Source organism: Ruegeria sp. SAZA006 (genome assembly GCF_059613465.1).
In genome coordinates this window covers 165,281-181,670 of sequence record NZ_JBXWSO010000006.1, presented here as the reverse complement: position 1 = coordinate 181,670, position 16,390 = coordinate 165,281, and the positions used below count along the sequence as shown (strand labels likewise).

The following is a 16,390-nucleotide window of genomic DNA, read 5'->3' as shown; positions in this document are numbered from 1 at the left end:
CCTGCCGGCTGTGGGGCCAACTTTAGGTCGGCAAATCGAGGAGGGGAAGCATGTCATTGGCAATGAACAAGGAAGAGCTGACGGAATATCTGGCGCAGGTCTTCCCGCAGGTGCACAAGGATTTCGTCGTCCTGGATCTGACCGACGACTCGATCCGCATGCGCCTCGTTGTCGAAGATCGGCATCTGCGTCCGGGCGGAACCGTGTCCGGGCCTTCGATGTTCGCCCTGGCCGATGTCTGTGTCTATTCAATGGTTCTGGCGCGAAAGGGTCGTCAATCCCTGGCCGTGACCACCAGCAGTTCCATGGATTTTCTGCGCAAACCTGCCGGTGGGGCCGACATGATTGCCGAGTGCAGGTTGCTGAAACTGGGGCGTACGCTGGCTGTTGGTGACGTCCTGATGTACTCGGAAGGGCAGGAGGCGCCGGTGGCACGCGCCAGCATGACCTACTCGCTGCCACCTGCCGGCTCCGCCGCAGCTGCGTTCGGATAAAAAAATGCCGGGGACAAGCCCCGGCACAGGAAGAGGTCCCGTAATTGGGACTGGGGATATTCTAGACAAGCCAGAATTGGCGGCGTGCTTCGCGGTCAGCCTCAAAGCGCGTCAGCCCGACATCCTTCAGCAGACGGTCATCCAGCCTGCTCAGGTTGACGCGGCTGCGGCGCCGGCGTTCCCATTGGGTGACAGTCGCCGCAAAACGCACGGCCAGCGCAGCGATCAGAGGCAGCCGGGGGCTGTCGTTCAGCAGCAAGAGGGCGGGGGTGTGCATTGCGCGTGTCATGGTAAGTATCCTTTCAAATTGTATTGACACAAAGCATAAATGTTCGGTACATTGCTGTGGTACATTCAAGATTGTACTGAACGCAAAGGAAGAATTGTAATGGATACAATTTGGCCGACAGACCTGCCAAAATCCAAGGGACCAAAATACACACTGGTCGCCGATACAATTCGAAAAGCCATCGAAAACAAGCAGCTGGAAGTCGGGGTGAAACTTCCTCCGGTGCGGGAACTGGCGTATAGGCTGCAAATCACACCGGGAACGGTCGCCCGGGCTTATTCCATTCTGACCGAGGAGGGGTTGCTGCAAGCCGAGGTCGGGCGTGGTACATTCGTGGCACCACCGAAAATGCCATTGCTGGACGATGTCTGGTCACGGCAGCTTCATCTTCGGGACGACAAGTATGACGCCAATGTCAGCCTGTTCAGCCCGCGACTGCCAGATGTCGGACAGGTGTCCCTGATACGGTCATGCCTTGCCAAGGTGGCCCAGGGGGATCCGAAGATGTTCATGAACTATCCCACCCGCGACGCTTACCTACCTGTGCGCCAGGCGGTCGTAGATTGGCTCTCCGACTTGCCGCTGGGCGCTCTGAACGCCGATGACATCGTTCTTACACATGGCGGACAAAGCGGTCTGTGCGTCGTGTTTCAGACCGTTCTGCGCGATCCGAAACCCGTTGTTCTGGTCGAGGACCTCTCATATGCGGGATTCCGTCGCGCCGGTGAGCTGATGCGCGCCGAAGTTGTCGGTGTGAAAATGGACAAATGGGGTATCAGCCCGGACGCACTGGACCACATCCTTCGTCAAACTCAGGCGCAAGCGATTTGCGTGTCGCCCGAAGTTCAGAATCCGACCGGTGGGCATTCTCCTCTTGAACGCCGAAACGAGGTGATCGAGATCGCCCGCCGCCACGATCTGCAAATCATCGAAGACGATTGCTATCGTATGGGCGAGGCGCGCGCACCCAGCTACAGGGCTCTTGCACCTGAACGGGGCTGGCACGTGTCGTCGATTTCCAAGACCCTCACGCCGGCGTTGCGCGTGGGGTTCGCCATCGCTCCGCGGGAACGCAGCGGAGACCTGCGCCGATCGGCGGAATACGGGTATTTCGGGTTGGCGCAGCCATTGGCCGAATTGACCCGCTTGCTCCTCAGTCACCCTCAATCCCGGCAAATGGCGCGGGATGTTCGCGCGAAGATGGGTGAATATGTACGGGTGGCCGTCAATGCTCTGGGTGGCTTCAATCTGAACTGGGACCCTGATATTCCCTTTGTCTGGCTGAGCCTGCCGTCCGGCTGGCGCGCCGCAGCCTTCAGCAGGGCTGCCGAGCGTGAGGGCATTCAACTCCGATCGGCAGATGAATTCGCGCTGAGGGATGGAAGGGCGCCAAATGCCGTGCGCATTGCGATGAACGGGCATGTCTCGCTGAAGCAGTTCGAATCCGCCATGTTGCGTCTGCGCGCCTTGCTGGACAATCCGCCCGAACAAATCAGTGTTTGATTTGGGGTAAATAGATACCTATTTTTTAAGCTACTGTTTTTTATCCTTAAATTGGACATTACCGTTCTTGACGTGCACTTTCGAGCCATCTAAATACCCAATCATCGAATTCGGGCCGCTCCGCCTTGGGGGCGGTCTTTCACATCAAACAGGATTGTCCTGACATGAAAACCTTCTCTGCAACACCTGCAGACATCGACAAGAAGTGGATCCTGATCGACGCTGAGGGCGTTGTTCTGGGCCGTCTTGCCTCGATCGTCGCCATGCGCCTGCGTGGCAAGCACAAGCCGTCGTTCACCCCGAACATGGACATGGGCGACAACGTCATCGTCATCAACGCCGACAAGATCCAGATGACCGGCAAGAAGCGCGACGAGCACTTCTACTGGCACACTGGCCACCCGGGCGGCATCAAATCGCGCACCAAACAGCAAATCCTGGAAGGCGCGCACCCCGAGCGTGTGGTCTTTCAGGCCGTCAAGCGCATGCTGCCGGGCAACCGTCTGTCGCGCAAGCAGATGACCAACCTGCGCATCTACGCCGGTGCTGAGCACCCGCACGAAGCCCAGGCCCCCGAAGTTCTGGATGTCAAATCCATGAACAAGAAAAACACCCGGAGCTAATGACCGATGGCTGATCAGATCAATACTCTCGAAGAGCTGAGCGCCGTCGCAGGCGTTGAAACCGTGGCCGAAGAAGTTGTTGTGCGCGAGCCCGTGCGTGATGAACTGGGTCGCTCCTATGCAACCGGCAAGCGTAAAGACGCTGTTGCCCGCGTTTGGATCAAGCCGGGTTCCGGCAAAGTCACCGTGAACGGCAAGGACCAGGACGTGTATTTCGCACGGCCCGTTCTGCAGCTGATCCTGCGCCAGCCGTTCCAGGTTGCCGGTGTCGAAGGTGAATTCGACGTTGTGGCAACCGTCAAGGGCGGTGGCCTGACCGGTCAGGCCGGTGCGGTCAAGCACGGCATCTCGAAAGCGCTGCAGCTGTACGATCCCAGCCTGCGCGGCGCGCTGAAAGCCGCGGGCTTCCTGACCCGCGACAGCCGCGTCGTGGAACGCAAGAAATACGGCAAGCGCAAAGCCCGCCGTTCGTTCCAGTTCTCGAAGCGTTAATCGCTACCGAGTTTTTCAAATGCAAAGGGCTCGCATCCGCGAGCCCTTTTTTCGTTGTGTTTCTTTGGTTTTACTCTTCGTAGACCATTTTCCACGCGCCGTTTTCCACCACGTTGACGTAGACCGTATCGGCGCCCTGATGGTCATCGGGTCCAAAGGTCATGTGGTTGCCGACCAGTTCATCCTGATAGTCCAGCGTCTCCATTGCAGCGATAAAGCTTTCCTGGGTCAGGTCGGGGCCGGCGGCCTCCAGCGCCTTGACCATCATTTCGGCCGCGGCATATCCCAGCATTGAAAAGCCCACCGGGTCTTCGCCGGTGGCAGCCTTGTATTCCTCGATGAAGGCCTTGGGGGCCGGTTCATCCGCGCGGGCCCACAGGTCCTGCCACGAGGCGGCGGCGTAGAAGCCATCGGTCACGCCACCCGGCACCTGTGCCACCACGGTCAGGAAACTGGCCGAGGTGCCCAGGAACTTCATGTCCGTCAGGCCCATCTTCTTGGCGGTGCCGACCACGGTGATGGCCTGCCGTACGCCCAGGGCGATGGTGACGATGTCGCAGCCTTCTTCCTTCAGCTTGCTCAGCGAGCCCACGAAATCGGTTTCGTCAGGTTTATGAGTGGTTTCCGCGGCAAAGGTAATGCCGGATTCCTTGGCGCCTTCCTGGCTGCCTTCCAGGATTTCCTTGCCGAAATCGGTGGGCAGATACATCGTGCAGACCTTGTCGCCGCCGAATTCCTGCGCCAGATATTTCACGCCCACGCGCGCCTGGTCGTAATAGCTGGAAAACGAGGTGAACTTGTTCTTCATCGGTTCCTGCAGCATCTGCCGTGCGGCCGACAAGGGGGCGACGTTGGGAATGCCTTTGGGGTCCAGCAGTTTGAACCCGGCCAGGTTCATCGGCGTGCCCAGCGATTGCAGCATGGCAAACACCTTGTCGCGGTTCAGCAGCTTGTTGTAGCCCTGCATCGCGCGCGGCATCTGGTATCCGTTGTCCTCGACCACATAGCGGATCTTGCGGCCATGCACGCCGCCATTTGCATTGACCCGGTCGAACACCACGTTCGCGCCCTTGGTGGCCGGAACCCCGACGGCGGCGAAAATGCCGCTGAGGTCGTTGACCGAGCCGATGACGATTTCATCGTCGGTCACGCCTTGCGTTTCGGCCCAGCCCATCGAGGCCAGGGCGGACAGGGCGGTTGCTGCCGCCAGCCGTCTGATTGCTTTGGTCATGTGTCTTCCTCCCTTGGGATTGATCCCTGTTCTATTTGTACATGTCTTCAATGAGATGCGCGTGTTTCTTTTCCACCAGGCTGCGTTTCAGTTTCATCGTCGCGGTCAGTTCGTCATCTTCGGCGGTCAGCAGCACGTCGATCAGGCGGAAATCCTTGATCTGCTCGACCCTTGCGAATTCCTTGTTCACGGCCGCAACCTCGGCACCGATCAGTTCGCGCACCTCGGCTGCAGCGCAGAGCGAGGCGAAGTTCGAAAACGGCACCTTGCGGTCCTGCGCGAACTTCTCGACGTTTTCCTGATCGATCATCACCAGCGCCGTCAGGTACTTGCGGCGGTCGCCGATGATCACTGCGTCCGAGATGTAATGCGAGAACTTCAGCCGGCTTTCGATCTCGGCCGGGGTGATGTTCTTGCCGCCGGCGGTGATGATGATGTCCTTGAGGCGGCCGGTGATGGTGACATAGCCGTCCGAGTCCACGTGCCCCATATCGCCGGTGCGCAGCCAGCCATCGGCGGTGAAGGTCTCGGCGGTCTTGGCATTGTTGCGCCAATAGCCCTGGAACACGTTCAGGCCGCGGATCTGGATTTCGCCCTCGTCCGAGATGCGTAGGTCGATCCCCGGTGCGGGCTTGCCGATGGTACCGATGTGGTTGGCCTCGGGTGTGTTCAGCGTGGCGATGCCCGAGGTCTCGGTCATGCCGAAACCCTCGACCAGTGGCACGCCGATGGCCCAGTACCATTTCAGCAGCTCGGGCGAGATCGGGGCCGCACCGGACCCGCCGCGCCGCAGCCGGTCCATGCCCAGCATCCGGCGCAGGTTGCGCAGCACCAGCCGGTCCCACAGCCAGAAATTCGCGGCCACCGCCGGTGGCACCGGTTTGCCCTGCAGGATGTATTCGGCCCGCTTCAACCCGGCCTTCAGCGCCATGCCAAAGGCGGCCTGCCCGGCCGGGGTGGCCTCTTGCGCCATGATCAGCACCTGCGAATAGATCTTCTCCCACACGCGCGGGACGGCGGTAAAGGTCGAGGGCGACACTTCCTGAAGGTTGGCAAAGACCGTCTCGGGGCTTTCGGCGAAATTCACCGTGCATTTCGAGGCCAGCGGGAAATAGATCGAAACATCGCGTTCAAGGATATGACACAGCGGCAGAAAGCAAAGCTGTTCGTCGGATTCCAGCGCGGGCAGGCAGCGTGCGCCGCATTCGATCGCGGCCATGATGTTTTCGTTGCTCAGCATCGCGCCCTTGGGCATGCCGGTGGTGCCCGAGGTATAGATCAGCAGCGCCGTATCCTGCGGCGTGGCCAGCGCGATTTCGGCTTCGAACCGGCCCGGTTCTTCGCGCTCGGCCTCCCGGCCGAGGGCATAGAGATCCTCGATCATCATGCAGCGGGGGTGGGCCAGGTCGTGCAGGCCTTCGTCTTCGAGTATGATGACCTTCAACAGGCCGGGCACCTCGTCTTCGATGTCCAGGAATTTGTCCAGCTGCTCTTCGTCTTCGACGATCAGGAAGCGGCTGTCGCTGTCATTGACCAGATATTTCAGCTGGCTGGCGGAATCGGTCGTGTAGACGCCCGAGGCGATGCCGCCGACGCATTGGATGCCCAGATCGAACCACGCCCATTCCTTGCGGTCCTCGGACAGGATCGAGACGACCTCGCCGCGCTGCAGCCCCAGCTTGCGCAGCGCCAGCCCGATCCACTTGGCGTGCTGCCAATAGTCGGCCCAGGAATAGGATTTCCAGATGCCCAGATCTTTTTCCCGATGCGCGGTGCGGTCGCCCAGGGCGGCGCAGCGTTTCTGGAACAGCTCGGGGATGGTGACGCAGCCATCGACCCGCACGGGGCGCTGGCCGGGGGTGGCGTTGAACTGAACGCCGTTGATGGTGGTCTGCGGGGGCAGGGTGGTCATGTTCATCCGGCTCACCTCCACGTCTTCTTGCGTTTCCAGCGGCGGTTTTCCCGCGCGCCTTCCTCCTGCACGCCCAAATAGAAGTTCTGGATGTCCTCGGACCGCATCAGCATGTCGGCGGGGCCGTCCATCACGATGCGCCCGACCTCCATGACATAGCCATGATCGGCCAGTTCCAGCGCGGCGTTGGCGTTCTGCTCGACCAGCATCATGGTCATGTTCTGCTCGTCATTCAGGCGTCTGAGGATGCCGAAGATCTCTTGGACCAGCAGCGGAGACAGGCCTAGCGAGGGTTCGTCCAGCAGCATGATGCGCGGGTTGGCCATCAGACCGCGTCCGATGGCCAGCATCTGCTGCTGCCCGCCCGACAGGGTGCCGGCCTCTTGATTGCGGCGTTCCTTCAGAACCGGGAAGTAGGAAAACACCAACTCGCGGTCGCGCTCGATCTGGGCCTTGTCATGCAGGGTGTAGGCCCCGAGGCTGAGGTTTTCGTTCACCGTCAGCAGCGGAAACACCTCACGCCCCTCGGGCACATGCACGATGCCCTTCTGGACGATCTTGTGCGGCTCCAGCCCTTGGATTTCCTCGCCGTCGAAGGTGATCGTTCCCTTTTCCGGGTCCATCACGCCCGAGACGGTCTTCATCAGCGTCGTCTTGCCCGCCCCGTTGGCGCCCAGGATCGAGACGATCTGGCCCGGGCGCACGTCCAGCGACACGCCACGGATTGCCATGATCGGGCCATAGAAGCTTTCGATGTTGCGGATGCTCAGGATCGGTGCGCTCATGAGGCTTTACCCAGATAGGCTTCGACGACGGCGGGGTGCGATTGCACCTGCGCTGGTGTCCCAAGGGCCAGTTTCGCCCCATCGGCCATGGCCAGCACCCGGTCGGACACTCCCGAGACCAGCCCCATGTCATGTTCGACCATCAACACCGTGATCCCCATCTGCCGCCGGATGTCGTCGATCCACCAGCGCATGTCTGTTGTTTCCTCGACCGACAGCCCCGAGGCCGGTTCATCCAGCAGCAGCAGCTTGGGGTCGGTGGCCAGCGCACGCGCGACCTCGACCACCTTGCGGACGCCGTAGGGCAGGCCGGCGATCATCTTGTCGCGATAGGCCTGCAGATCGAGGAAATCGATGATCTCTTCGACCTTCTCGCGGTTCTCCAGCTCTTGCAGGCGGGCCGAGGGGGTAAAGAACACCTCGGACAGCAGGTTGGTACGCCGGTGGCGGTGCCGCCCGACCAGCAGGTTCTGCAACACGGTTGCATGTTCGAACAACTCGATGTTCTGGAAGGTGCGCGCGACGCCATAGGCGGCCACGCCCGAGGGCTTGACCTGCAGCAGATCGTGCCCGTCGAACCGGATCTGGCCCGCGAACGGGTCGTAAAAGCGCGAAATCAAGTTGAACACCGTGGATTTGCCGGCCCCGTTCGGGCCGACGATGGCAAAGACCTCACCTTCCTCGACCGAAAAGGACAGATCGTTCACCGCCGTCAGGCCACCGAATTTCAGGGTGACGTTCTCGAATTCCAGCAAGCTCATCTCAGGCGCTCCGTCTTGAGATAGGATTTCTGCCGCTTGAACATGTCCTTGCGGTAGAAAGGGAACAGCTCGAACCAGGTGCGGATTTTCAGCCAGCGGCCATAGATGCCCATCGGCTCGAACAGGATGAACCCGATCAGGATCATGCCGAAGATGCCGAATTCCAGCCCCGGAATGGCGACGGTTCCGCCACCGAACAGGGCGCCCGCGTATTCCTTGGCGATCGACAGGAACTGCGGCAGAAACCCGATGACGATGGCGCCCAGAAACGCGCCGTGGATCGAGCCCAGCCCGCCGATCACGATCATCATCAGCAGCTGGATCGAGATCACCACGCTGAAAGTTTCGTTGTTGAAGGCCCCGGCATAAAGGCCCATCAGCGCCCCCGCCCATCCGGTCACGGCGCAGGACAGGGCAAAGGACACGGTCTTGGTGCGCGCGATGTCGATGCCCATCGCCTGCGCGGACACTTCCGAGTCGCGCACCGCGATGAAGCTGCGCCCCAGTGGCGTGCGCAGAAGGTTGATATAGCCCAGCGTGACCAGAACCGTGACGGCCAGAACCAGCCAGTAGAACTCATCCGGCGTGCCCCAGCGATCGACCAAATGGCCGAATATCTCGACTCCGCCCATGTATTTGCCCGCCACGCCGCCGGTGATTGGTTCCGCAAGAACGATGAGGTCGTCCATCAGGATCGACAGGGCCAGGGTGAAGATCGCCAGATAGATGCCGTGCAGCCGCAGGGCAGGGATGGCGACCGTGACCCCGGCGATGCCGGTCAGAATGCCGGCCAGCGGAAAAGCCACCAGAAACGGCACGCCGGCCTCGATCAGGATCACGTTGGCATAACAGCCAAAGGCCAGAAACGCCGCGTGGCCCAGGCTGGCCTGGCCGGTATGCCCGGTCAGGATCATCAGGCCCAGCCCGGCGATGGCCCAGATCAGAACGTTCGTCAGCTCTCCCAGATAGAACGCGTCCAACCACCACGGCGCGGCAATGACCACCGCCAGCAGGATCAGGTAAAGCGACAGTTGGTATCCGTCCTTCCACGGGCGGATGTCCTGCATATAGTCGGTTTTAAAAACGATCCTCATGCGCTCAGACCTTCTTGACCCGGACTTGGCTGAACAGGCCGTGCGGACGGAAGATCAGCACCGCCAGCAACAGCGCATAGGGCGCAATCTGGCTGTAGCCCGCGGCGATGTAGCGGCTGGCGAAGGGTTCGATCACGCCGACGATCAGGCCACCTGCCAAGGCTCCGGGCAGGCTGCCGAACCCGCCGATGACCGCGGCCGCAAAGGCCTTGATCCCCAGCAGCCCGGTGGTCGGATCGACCGAGCCCTTGGCGGCGAACAGGATGCCCGCGATCCCGGCCACGACACCGGCCAGACCCCAGATGAAACCCTGCACGCGCTTGACCGGCACCCCCATGTAATAGGCCGCCAACTGGTTCTGCGAGGCGCCCTGCATCGCCAGACCCAGCTTGGTCTTGCTGAAAAACACATACAGCCCCCACGTCAGCAGCACCGTCACGACGATGACCGCCACGTCCTCCATCCCCAGAACCAACCCGCCAAAACGGACCTCCTTGCCGGCCAGCGGATTTTCCAGCGTCTGCGGCTCGTGCCCCCAGATCAGCCCGGCAACAAAGCGGATCACGAAACCCAGGGCGATGGTCAGGATGACCACGGCGGTCTGGCTTTCCCCGAACAGGCGGCGGATGATCAACCGGTCCAGCAGATACCCCAGCGCGCCCATGATCCCCAGCGAGATGGGCAGGGCCAGCCAGAAGGGCAGGCCCATGTATTCGGTGTTGGTCAGCCCGATGGTGACGAAGGCGCCCAGCATCATGAAATCGCCCTGGGCGAAGTTCACGGCCTCGGTCGCCTTGTAGATCAGTACGAAGCCGAGTGCGATCAGGCCGTAGACACAGCCATTCGCCAGCCCGCTGATCAGCAGCTGTGCGTTGTCCAAATTCTCCTCCCCATGCCGGTTTGCCCGGCGTCCTAACGCCCCGGATCTCCTCCAATCACCGAGGCGCCTGTTCTACTATGGCGTGATTATTACCTTACCGTCACTCTTTTTCAGTGCAACTGCCAGATCGGAAACGATTTTGTTCAGCGGGACATGCGCCGAGACATCCGTTTTCCACCGTCCGTCCGCAAAGCGGGCCTGCACCTCGGCAACCGCGCGCATCTGCTCTTCGGGTGGCGTGGACATCATCCATTTGGTCAGCCAGAAGCCCTCGATCTGCTTGCTCATGAAGATCAACTGGCCCATCTGGGTCAGCTTCGGCGGCTCGCTGCTGAGTTTGCCATAAGACACCCAGCGCGCGCCGTTGGGCATGGCGCAGAATACTTGCTCGGACAGCTGATCCGAGACCGCATCCAGAAACACCCGCGGCTTGAGTTGTGCGCTGATGGCCGCAAACTTGGAGACGGCATCGTCTTCGGTGGTTACGATAACCTCGGCCGCTCCGTGGCTTTTGAGCAAGTCGACCGTTTCGGGGCGCCGCACCATCGCAATCGGCTTCAGGCCAAGGTCTCGGCCCAGCCCGCACATCAGCTTGCCCAACTGGCTGGTGGCCGCAGAGACGACAAAGGCCTCACCTTCGGAACGCGCGATCTCAACCATTGCCATGGCGGTCAGCGGATTGACGATCTGTGCGGCACCGTCATCGTCCGAGATCTCGGGCCGCAAAGGAATGCACATCTGCGCCTGTGTCAGGGCATACTCGGCCCATGCACCGGACCCGGAGGCGACGAAGGCGACCCTTTGCCCCTTCAGCGCCTCGGCGCCCGCGCCGGTGGCCACGACGTCCCCGCAACCTTCGAAACCGGCCGGGGCACCCTTGACCCGCGGCTGACCGTACTCACCCTTGATGAAATGAAGGTCCGAGGGGTTCACCGATGCAGTGCGCAATTTGATCAGCACCTGGCCGGGACCCGGCGTGGGCACCGGGATCTCGGCATTCTCAACCCAGTCGGCGGCGTCATCGATCGCCGGGCCCGTGGCCGTACCGGAGTATCCGTCAAATTTCTGGATCACGGCAAACATCGATTTGGGGAGGTCAGTCATTCTTTTTCCTTTGTTTCCGACACTTTCAAGCAAACGGGTCGATCCGAGTGCACGCCCCAAGGCAGGGCGCACCGATGCCGACAATAGGTCGTCCCGACTTGATGCGACTGGTTGAGCCAAGCCAAACAAATGGCACCGGACAGGTCAATCGACCACAGGGTTAACGTTGGGGAATCGGGAAGCCGGTGCAGGTGTGACAAGGCCGGACGAATGCCGGCCTTGTCGAAGGCCTTATTGCGTCAACAGGTTGCGCAGTTCCTGGATCTTGAGCGCAGCCGTTTCCGGCGCTTCCTTGATGCCATCGAGGATCTTGATCACCTGGTCCTGAATCTCCTGGCTCAGCTGACTGTTCTTCACGGATTCAACCATCGCGTCATAGTTGAACTGCTCGGCCGACAGCATTCCTTCGTCAACCCAGGTATTCAGCAACTCCTGCCCTTGGGCAGTAAGTGCTGCAACCTGATCGCCTGCCTGGTTGGCCAGATCCGTGGCTGCATCGCCGGCCTGGTTTGCCAGATCCGTGGCTGTCTGACCGGCTTGCTCGGCGGCTTCACCGGCCTGTTCGACGGCGGCCGAGGCTGCGTCACCCGCTTGTTGCGTCGCCGTCGACAACGCCTCGCTGGCGGCTTCCTGAGCTGCGGTTGCGGCCTCGCCGACGGCCTCGCCGGCTTCTTTGGCGGCAGATTGCAGTTTCTCGGCCGGGGTGGGCTCGGGCTGATTCAGGTAGAAATACGCGCCGGCACCCAATCCGGCGATGATAATCAGGATGATAATGCGGGACATTGGGGTCTCCTTTTCGGATGTGTGCCGCTGATGTGGGGAGAAACTATCTGAGATCAAAGGGGAAATCCCAAAAATTCGGCGCATGTTCGGGGTTTGGGCCACTCGGCGCTGATCAATCAGACTATCGGCGGCAACAACACGCCACCGGCGAAAATACACGGTTGCAACCATCAGGCGAACAAGAAAGGGGGGGGGCGTCATTGGGAAGTAATGGCGGAGAGACAGGGATTCGAACCCTGGGTGGGCTTGCACCCACAACGGTTTTCGAGACCGCCCCGTTCGACCACTCCGGCACCTCTCCGCGGGGGTCTGTGAGGGGGGGATTTAGTTGTGATCGCCGAGGGGTGCAAGCAGAAAATTCCCGAATTCGCCAAACCGAGGATTTTCCATTGCCAGTCCGACGAAATCTCCTAGGCTGACATGTATGAGACATCTTCTGCACCGCATTTCGCTTCTGCTCATCCTGCCTGTGTTCGCGTTCGCTCTGACGGCTCAGAACGCCTTGTCCGCCAGTCGGGATCGGATCGAGGCTTTTCTGACGACGACGGGTTTTGACGTGGCGCTGGAAAGCATCGCACTGGCCTCGGCCTCGGCGCCTCAGATGCTGGGGATCGACCCCGAGGGTTTTGGCTCGCAATGGACGCGTCTGACGGAAGAGGTGTTCGACACAGATGACATGCATGAAACAGCGGTTGCGATTCTCGAACAGACGCTGAGCGACGAGGCCCTGAACCACGCGGTCGAGTTTTATGCCTCGGATCTGGGGCAACGGCTTGTCGAGGCGGAAAATGCCTCGCACCTTGTCGAGGATGACGAAGCCAAGCAACTTGAGGGGCAGGAGATCATATCCGATCTGGTCAAGTCCGGTTCGAGCCGCATCGAAAGCCTGAAGCGGATGAACAGCGCCATCGATGCCAGCGAAACCTCGTTGCGGGCGCTGCAGGAGATCCAGCTTAGGTTCCTGCTGGCCGCCAGCGCCGCCGGAGTGATCGACCTGCAATTGGACGCGGACGGGCTGCGCCAGATGATGAAGCTGAACGAACCCGAGATGCGGCAGTCATTGCAACTGTCCGCCTTGGCCAACGCGGCCTACACCTATCAGGATTTCTCTGACGCGGATGTCGACGCCTATACCAAAGCGCTGGAACAGCCGCTGATGCAAGAAGTCTATGAGCTGTTGAACGCCATCCAGTACGAGATCATGGCCATGCGGTTTGAAGTGCTGGCGGCGCGCATGGCCGAGCTGCGTCCGGCTAAGGACATCTAATGCGGTTGCTACTGGCTCTGTGGCTGGTTCTGGCTGGTTGGGCCAGTGCGGTCACGGCCGATCAGGTCGACCGTCTGACCAAGGCCATGCATTTGTCCGACGTGATGCAGATTCTGCGTGATGAGGGTGTCGCGCAGGGGCGCGAACTGGACAAAAGCCTGCTGGACGGTGAGGGCGGATCGTTTTTCGAGGCCCAGGTTGAAGATTTGTACGACCAGGCCTGGATGCAGGCCAAGATTCATGATGCGCTGGCTGGCGGTATGTCCGAAGGGCAATTGGAGCAGGCCGCGCTGTTTTTCGAAAGCGACCTGGGCCGCGCCGTTGTGTCTTTGGAAAACTCGGCCCGCCGAACGTTTTCCGACGAAGCCATCGAAGAGATGGCCATGGCCGCCTATCGGGAGGCCGATCGTGATGCGGCTTATTTTCGCCTGATCGATGAGTATGTCGAGATCAACGACCTTGTTGATCGGAACGTGCGTGGAGCGTTGCAGGCCGATTACAATTTCTTCCGTGGGTTGGCGGACGGGCAGGGCATCACAGGCGACGACGGCGAAATGTTGGCCCAATTGCTGGCGCAGGGTGCGCAGTCCGAGCAACAAACCCGCGAGTGGCTGTACTCGTTCCTTCTGTTTGCGTACCAACCTCTCAGCGAGGCCCAGCTGCGCGAGAATATCGCCTTTTCACGCACCGAGGCAGGGCAGGCCTTGAACAACGCCTTGTTCGCTGGTCTGGACACCATGTTCAACGAGTTGTCATACCAGCTGGGCGTGACGGTGGCGCAGGTTCTGCAAGCGTCGGATCTTTAGGTCGGTTCGCTGTTGACTTTGCCGTGTGATCCGTGGATAAGCGCGCATCCCGGCCGGAACCTCCGCGCCGGGTATCGTTATTGTTGGCCTGACGGGTGCGCCCTGACGGTCGTTCATCCGCCCTAAAAGGGCGCGCTGTTCGAGGTGGCCTTGGCCGAAACACCCGTCTGACGGGGACCACAGAACGCGGTAGAAAAAGGAAAGACGCATGTTTGCAGTCCTCAAGACTGGCGGCAAGCAGTACAAGGTTCAGGCGGGCGACGTGCTCCGCGTTGAAAAACTGGCTGCCGACGCAGGTGAAAAAGTCCAATTCAACGACGTTCTGATGCTGGGTGGCGATGCTCCCGTTGTCGGTGCGCCGTTCATCGATGGCGCGGCCGTTCAGGCGGAAGTGATCGAACAGATCAAGGGTGACAAGGTCATCAAATTCGTCAAGCGTCGCCGCAAGCACAGCTCGAAGCGCACCGTTGGCCACCGTCAGAAGCTGACCCTGGTCAAGATCACCGACATCCTGCCCTCGGGCGCGGACAAGTCGGGCGTCAAGGCCGCTACCGGTTCGGCTCCGGCAGGTGAAGTTGCGAAAGCAGCGAAACCCGCCAAGAAAGCCGCTGCCAAGGCAGAGGCTCCGGCCGCTGCTGCTGCCGCTGACGATCTGACCCAGATCACCGGTGTTGGCCCCGCAGCTGCCAAGAAACTGGCCGAAGCTGGTATCGAAAGCTTTGCCGCTCTGGCCGCCTTGTCGGACGAGCAGATTGCTGCTATCGAGACGGTCAAAGTGAAACCCGAATGGGTTGAGCAGGCCAAAGAGCTGGCCAAAGGCTAAGGAGAGAGAGAATGGCACATAAAAAAGCTGGCGGTTCCTCCCGTAACGGCCGCGACTCAGCGGGTCGTCGCCTTGGCGTGAAACTGTATGGTGGCCAGGCCGCCGTTGCAGGCAACATCATCGTGCGTCAGCGCGGCACCAAGTTCTGGCCGGGCGAAGGCGTGGGCATGGGCAAGGATCACACCATCTTTGCAACTGTCGATGGCGCCGTGAAGTTCCATAAGGGACTGAAAAACCGCACCTTCATTTCGGTCCTGCCAGTGGCGGAGGCCGCAGAGTAAGCCGAAACCCAGAAGGTTTAAGAAAAATTCATGGGGGACCGGCACAAAGTGCCGGTCCCCTTTCTCGTTTTGACGCAGATTTGATCGAAAGCTCCGATGCCCGTTGCAACCACCAGTTTCCTGATCTTTGCCGCCAGCCAGGTCGGCACGCCGGGACCGGCCAACATGGTCCTGTTGGGAACGGGTGCGCGCTATGGGTTCCGCGCGGCGCTGCCTTTCGTGGCGGGCGTGATTCTGGGCAAGCAGCTGATCATCTGGCCGCTGGGCTTTGGCCTTCTGCAACTGGCAGAACAGGCTCCGACAGCGTTCGCGGTTCTGAAATATGCTTCGGCGGCCTATATTTGCTGGCTTGCGTGGAAAATCGCCAACCTGCGCCTGTCGCATCAGGACGCGGGCGAGGCGGTTCCGGGATTCTGGGCCGGGTTGGTGGTCCATCCGCTGAACCCCAAGGCCTGGGCGATGATCATCGCGGGATTCACCGGGTTCGCCGCGGCGGGAACATCGGTGCTGAGTGCGACGCTCACAATCGCGCTCGTTTTGTTGACCTGCCAGGTGGTCCTGCACCCGATCTGGACCTTTGCGGGCGATAGAATTGCCCGCGTGGTTGCGGGACGGCCGGCGGAAAAATATCTGATGTGGACTCTCGCGGGTCTGACTGTTGCATCCGTACTTTTCGTGTTGTTCGGAGGAGGAACACACCAATGAAACTTGAGGCAATCATAAATCAGCCGGTCATTGAAACCGAGCGGTTCGACCTGCGCCCGCTGCGCCGGTCGGACATGGGCCTGATCGAGCACTACGCGGGGGACGAGCGCGTGGCGCGCATGACCACGTCGATCCCGCACCCCTTGCCGCCCGGTTCGATCGAGGCTTTCGTGACCCGCGCCATGGCCGAGGACCGGGACGAGGACGTCTGGGCGATGGACGCCACCAAGGACGGCGGGCCCGAGTTGATCGGGGTGATCTCGCTCAAGCGGCTGGATCGCAACCAGTCCGAAGTGGGCTATTGGGTCGCGCCCTTGTATTGGAATACGGGCATCGCCTCGCTGGCGGTGGAAACGCTGGTTCATTCGAACCCGCTGGAAAACGCCACGATGTTTGCCAGCGTGTTTCAGGACAATCCCGCCTCGGCGCGGGTCCTGACTCATTGCGGGTTCCAGTACCTTGGCGATGCCGAAAGCTTCTCGGTGGCGCGCAACGCAAATGTGCCCACCTGGACGTACAGCAAAAAACTCTGACTTGTGGCCGATGGGGCCTTTGCA

The 16,390-nt window shown here is 60.7% G+C and carries 19 protein-coding genes and 1 tRNA gene; 10 read left to right on the top strand and 10 right to left on the bottom strand.

The features are described from left to right. The first annotated feature begins 50 nt into the window (after window positions 1–50). Entirely contained in the window at window positions 51–494 is a 444-nt protein-coding gene (locus AC2FNZ_RS08000) for a PaaI family thioesterase (protein ID WP_480775087.1), read from the top strand. A 61-nt stretch (window positions 495–555) separates the two neighbouring features. On the opposite strand, the gene AC2FNZ_RS07995 is transcribed toward AC2FNZ_RS08000, so the two are convergent. After that, window positions 556–783, bottom strand: a complete 228-nt coding sequence (locus AC2FNZ_RS07995; RefSeq protein ID WP_170371077.1) for a DUF1127 domain-containing protein — start codon at window positions 781–783, stop codon at window positions 556–558. 99 nt (window positions 784–882) lie between these two features. Here AC2FNZ_RS07995 and AC2FNZ_RS07990 point away from each other — a divergent pair, with 99 nt between their 5' ends. The 3 genes from AC2FNZ_RS07990 to rpsI all read left to right on the top strand — a co-directional run bounded on the left by AC2FNZ_RS07990 (window position 883) and on the right by rpsI (window position 3,401). Further along, window positions 883–2,286, top strand: a complete 1,404-nt coding sequence (locus tag AC2FNZ_RS07990; protein WP_496840138.1) for an aminotransferase-like domain-containing protein — start codon at window positions 883–885, stop codon at window positions 2,284–2,286. Window positions 2,287–2,450: 164 nt separating this feature from the next. Continuing rightward, complete coding sequence (rplM, locus tag AC2FNZ_RS07985) at window positions 2,451–2,909, top strand: 50S ribosomal protein L13 (RefSeq protein ID WP_093962031.1); 459 nt, start codon at window positions 2,451–2,453, stop codon at window positions 2,907–2,909. Window positions 2,910–2,915: 6 nt separating this feature from the next. After that, window positions 2,916–3,401 (top strand): 30S ribosomal protein S9, encoded by a 486-nt coding sequence (rpsI, locus tag AC2FNZ_RS07980; protein WP_005983014.1) that lies wholly within the window; start codon window positions 2,916–2,918, stop codon window positions 3,399–3,401. Window positions 3,402–3,471: 70 nt separating this feature from the next. On the opposite strand, the gene AC2FNZ_RS07975 is transcribed toward rpsI, so the two are convergent. The 9 genes from AC2FNZ_RS07975 to AC2FNZ_RS07935 form a co-directional block, all read right to left on the bottom strand. Beyond that, entirely contained in the window at window positions 3,472–4,632 is a 1,161-nt protein-coding gene (locus AC2FNZ_RS07975) for an ABC transporter substrate-binding protein (RefSeq protein WP_170538486.1), read from the bottom strand. A 31-nt stretch (window positions 4,633–4,663) separates the two neighbouring features. Continuing rightward, entirely contained in the window at window positions 4,664–6,550 is a 1,887-nt protein-coding gene (locus AC2FNZ_RS07970; protein WP_496840136.1) for an AMP-dependent synthetase/ligase, read from the bottom strand. Between the two features lie 5 nt (window positions 6,551–6,555). After that, window positions 6,556–7,329 carry an ABC transporter ATP-binding protein gene (locus AC2FNZ_RS07965; protein WP_496840135.1) on the bottom strand — a complete coding sequence of 258 codons (774 nt, stop codon included), beginning with the start codon at window positions 7,327–7,329 and terminating at the stop codon, window positions 6,556–6,558. Further along, the gene (locus tag AC2FNZ_RS07960; RefSeq protein WP_170368431.1) at window positions 7,326–8,090 is read right to left on the bottom strand and encodes an ABC transporter ATP-binding protein; all 765 of its coding nucleotides are present in this window, start codon (window positions 8,088–8,090) and stop codon (window positions 7,326–7,328) included. The genes AC2FNZ_RS07965 and AC2FNZ_RS07960 overlap by 4 nt, the downstream gene beginning before the upstream one ends. Further along, on the bottom strand, window positions 8,087–9,184 hold the full coding sequence (locus tag AC2FNZ_RS07955; RefSeq protein WP_496840134.1) for a branched-chain amino acid ABC transporter permease: 1,098 nt from the start codon (window positions 9,182–9,184) through the stop codon (window positions 8,087–8,089). The genes AC2FNZ_RS07960 and AC2FNZ_RS07955 overlap by 4 nt, the downstream gene beginning before the upstream one ends. A 4-nt stretch (window positions 9,185–9,188) precedes the next feature. Then, entirely contained in the window at window positions 9,189–10,064 is an 876-nt protein-coding gene (locus AC2FNZ_RS07950; protein ID WP_005983028.1) for a branched-chain amino acid ABC transporter permease, read from the bottom strand. Between the two features lie 75 nt (window positions 10,065–10,139). Then, window positions 10,140–11,168 carry a zinc-binding dehydrogenase gene (locus AC2FNZ_RS07945; protein WP_496840133.1) on the bottom strand — a complete coding sequence of 343 codons (1,029 nt, stop codon included), beginning with the start codon at window positions 11,166–11,168 and terminating at the stop codon, window positions 10,140–10,142. A 231-nt stretch (window positions 11,169–11,399) separates the two neighbouring features. Further along, window positions 11,400–11,951, bottom strand: coding sequence for a hypothetical protein (locus tag AC2FNZ_RS07940; RefSeq protein WP_496840132.1), 552 nt, complete (start codon window positions 11,949–11,951; stop codon window positions 11,400–11,402). A gap of 211 nt (window positions 11,952–12,162) precedes the next feature. Further along, window positions 12,163–12,252: transfer RNA gene (locus AC2FNZ_RS07935), tRNA-Ser, on the bottom strand. A 123-nt stretch (window positions 12,253–12,375) separates the two neighbouring features. Between AC2FNZ_RS07935 and AC2FNZ_RS07930 the strand changes: the two genes are divergently transcribed. The 6 genes from AC2FNZ_RS07930 (at window position 12,376) to AC2FNZ_RS07905 (ending at window position 16,366) form a co-directional block, all read left to right on the top strand. Continuing rightward, window positions 12,376–13,218 (top strand): DUF2059 domain-containing protein, encoded by an 843-nt coding sequence (locus AC2FNZ_RS07930; RefSeq protein ID WP_496840131.1) that lies wholly within the window; start codon window positions 12,376–12,378, stop codon window positions 13,216–13,218. Next, complete coding sequence (locus AC2FNZ_RS07925; RefSeq protein WP_496840130.1) at window positions 13,218–14,024, top strand: DUF2059 domain-containing protein; 807 nt, start codon at window positions 13,218–13,220, stop codon at window positions 14,022–14,024. Before AC2FNZ_RS07930 ends, AC2FNZ_RS07925 begins: the two co-directional genes overlap by 1 nt. Window positions 14,025–14,232: 208 nt before the next feature. Further along, complete coding sequence (locus AC2FNZ_RS07920) at window positions 14,233–14,847, top strand: 50S ribosomal protein L21 (RefSeq protein ID WP_496840129.1); 615 nt, start codon at window positions 14,233–14,235, stop codon at window positions 14,845–14,847. Between the two features lie 11 nt (window positions 14,848–14,858). Beyond that, window positions 14,859–15,128, top strand: a complete 270-nt coding sequence (gene rpmA, locus AC2FNZ_RS07915) for a 50S ribosomal protein L27 (protein WP_005983052.1) — start codon at window positions 14,859–14,861, stop codon at window positions 15,126–15,128. 96 nt (window positions 15,129–15,224) lie between these two features. Then, window positions 15,225–15,833, top strand: coding sequence for a LysE family translocator (locus tag AC2FNZ_RS07910; RefSeq protein ID WP_496840127.1), 609 nt, complete (start codon window positions 15,225–15,227; stop codon window positions 15,831–15,833). Further along, the gene (locus AC2FNZ_RS07905; RefSeq protein WP_170338635.1) at window positions 15,830–16,366 is read left to right on the top strand and encodes a GNAT family N-acetyltransferase; all 537 of its coding nucleotides are present in this window, start codon (window positions 15,830–15,832) and stop codon (window positions 16,364–16,366) included. The genes AC2FNZ_RS07910 and AC2FNZ_RS07905 overlap by 4 nt, the downstream gene beginning before the upstream one ends. The last annotated feature ends 24 nt before the right edge of the window (window positions 16,367–16,390 follow it).

What these genes read in the sequence shown, in the direction of transcription:
- AC2FNZ_RS07925 (WP_496840130.1), top strand. Translation starts at nt 13,218, where the DNA reads ATGCGGTTGCTACTGGCTCTGTGGCTGGTTCTGGCTGGTTGGGCCAGT.
- AC2FNZ_RS07920 (WP_496840129.1), top strand. Translation starts at nt 14,233, where the DNA reads ATGTTTGCAGTCCTCAAGACTGGCGGCAAGCAGTACAAGGTTCAGGCG.
- AC2FNZ_RS07965 (WP_496840135.1), bottom strand. Translation starts at nt 7,329, where the DNA reads ATGAGCGCACCGATCCTGAGCATCCGCAACATCGAAAGCTTCTATGGC.
- AC2FNZ_RS07975 (WP_170538486.1), bottom strand. Translation starts at nt 4,632, where the DNA reads ATGACCAAAGCAATCAGACGGCTGGCGGCAGCAACCGCCCTGTCCGCC.
- AC2FNZ_RS07970 (WP_496840136.1), bottom strand. Translation starts at nt 6,550, where the DNA reads ATGAACATGACCACCCTGCCCCCGCAGACCACCATCAACGGCGTTCAG.
- AC2FNZ_RS07955 (WP_496840134.1), bottom strand. Translation starts at nt 9,184, where the DNA reads ATGAGGATCGTTTTTAAAACCGACTATATGCAGGACATCCGCCCGTGG.
- rpmA (WP_005983052.1), top strand. Translation starts at nt 14,859, where the DNA reads ATGGCACATAAAAAAGCTGGCGGTTCCTCCCGTAACGGCCGCGACTCA.
- AC2FNZ_RS07910 (WP_496840127.1), top strand. Translation starts at nt 15,225, where the DNA reads ATGCCCGTTGCAACCACCAGTTTCCTGATCTTTGCCGCCAGCCAGGTC.
- AC2FNZ_RS07990 (WP_496840138.1), top strand. Translation starts at nt 883, where the DNA reads ATGGATACAATTTGGCCGACAGACCTGCCAAAATCCAAGGGACCAAAA.
- AC2FNZ_RS07930 (WP_496840131.1), top strand. Translation starts at nt 12,376, where the DNA reads ATGAGACATCTTCTGCACCGCATTTCGCTTCTGCTCATCCTGCCTGTG.
- rplM (WP_093962031.1), top strand. Translation starts at nt 2,451, where the DNA reads ATGAAAACCTTCTCTGCAACACCTGCAGACATCGACAAGAAGTGGATC.
- AC2FNZ_RS07995 (WP_170371077.1), bottom strand. Translation starts at nt 783, where the DNA reads ATGACACGCGCAATGCACACCCCCGCCCTCTTGCTGCTGAACGACAGC.
- AC2FNZ_RS07945 (WP_496840133.1), bottom strand. Translation starts at nt 11,168, where the DNA reads ATGACTGACCTCCCCAAATCGATGTTTGCCGTGATCCAGAAATTTGAC.
- rpsI (WP_005983014.1), top strand. Translation starts at nt 2,916, where the DNA reads ATGGCTGATCAGATCAATACTCTCGAAGAGCTGAGCGCCGTCGCAGGC.
- AC2FNZ_RS07960 (WP_170368431.1), bottom strand. Translation starts at nt 8,090, where the DNA reads ATGAGCTTGCTGGAATTCGAGAACGTCACCCTGAAATTCGGTGGCCTG.
- AC2FNZ_RS08000 (WP_480775087.1), top strand. Translation starts at nt 51, where the DNA reads ATGTCATTGGCAATGAACAAGGAAGAGCTGACGGAATATCTGGCGCAG.
- AC2FNZ_RS07905 (WP_170338635.1), top strand. Translation starts at nt 15,830, where the DNA reads ATGAAACTTGAGGCAATCATAAATCAGCCGGTCATTGAAACCGAGCGG.
- AC2FNZ_RS07940 (WP_496840132.1), bottom strand. Translation starts at nt 11,951, where the DNA reads ATGTCCCGCATTATCATCCTGATTATCATCGCCGGATTGGGTGCCGGC.